Origin of the sequence: Faecalibacterium sp. Marseille-Q0746, from assembly GCF_017377595.1 — a bacterium.
Taxonomy (GTDB): domain Bacteria; phylum Bacillota; class Clostridia; order Oscillospirales; family Ruminococcaceae; genus Faecalibacterium; species Faecalibacterium duncaniae.
Genome location: NZ_JAFREI010000056.1, coordinates 1 through 815, shown reverse-complemented (window position 1 = coordinate 815; position 815 = coordinate 1). Strand labels below are relative to the sequence as shown.

General features: G+C 44.9%; 2 protein-coding genes. Both read left to right on the top strand.

All coding sequences use genetic code 11. From position 1 onward, the window contains the following. Positions 1 to 86 precede the first annotated feature (86 nt). Positions 87 to 449: a helix-turn-helix domain-containing protein gene (locus J3351_RS14030; RefSeq protein ID WP_307862865.1), complete on the top strand. Its 363-nt coding sequence runs from the start codon at positions 87 to 89 to the stop codon at positions 447 to 449. Beyond that, complete coding sequence (locus J3351_RS14025; RefSeq protein ID WP_002595212.1) at positions 409 to 786, top strand: TnpV protein; 378 nt, start codon at positions 409 to 411, stop codon at positions 784 to 786. Before J3351_RS14030 ends, J3351_RS14025 begins: the two co-directional genes overlap by 41 nt. Positions 787 to 815 lie beyond the last annotated feature (29 nt).

The following is an 815-nucleotide window of genomic DNA, read 5'->3' as shown; positions in this document are numbered from 1 at the left end:
AAGCAGTTTATGGCTAATTAAAGGGAACAAAAAGAAAGGAAAAGCACAATCCAGACGGTATCAGCGGCAGGATACAAGAATAAATTGTGATTACACAAGATTGGTGTTATAATAAGAGAAAAGTTCCTGCCGGGGCAGCCGCCCCGGTGGTATGGGTAGAAAGGCAGGAAAACAATATGCACATCAGCTATAAACCACTCTGGCACACACTGTTAGAGCGTGATATGAGAAAAGAAGATTTAAGGCTTGCCGCTGGTATGACAACGAATATGATTGCCAACATGAGCAAAGAGGGAAAGCACATCAGCATGGACACATTAGCCCGTATCTGTGAAACGCTGAATTGTGAGATTACCGATGTGATTGAGTTAGTACCAGACGAGCCTGCTTCCACAGGAGGTAAGGAACATGAGCGAATTGAAACCAAGAATAACGGAAAACGGAATTGATTATATCCTTGTCGGAGATTACTACATCCCGGACTTGAAACTGTCGGAAGAACGCCGCCCCATCGGAAAGTATGGACGGATGCACCGGGAATATTTAAGAGAAGTCCACCCAGCCAGATTGAACACATTGATACTGACCGGAGAATTGTGGACATATCTTGCAGACCTGAACGAACAGGCACAGGAACGGTTAGACACTATCATGGAGCAGATGAAAGCTGCCGAGGGCGTGACCGAGGACTTGAAGCGTACCCGTCAAATGGAATGGGTGCAGCGGTGCAATAATATCCACAACCGGGCAGAAGAAATTGTTTTGCATGAGATGATTTATTCATAACGGTATGATAGAATGATTATGACAAATCG

Coding starts and splice junctions, on each gene's coding strand:
- J3351_RS14025 (WP_002595212.1), top strand. CDS start 409: ATGAGCGAATTGAAACCAAGAATAACGGAAAACGGAATTGATTATATC.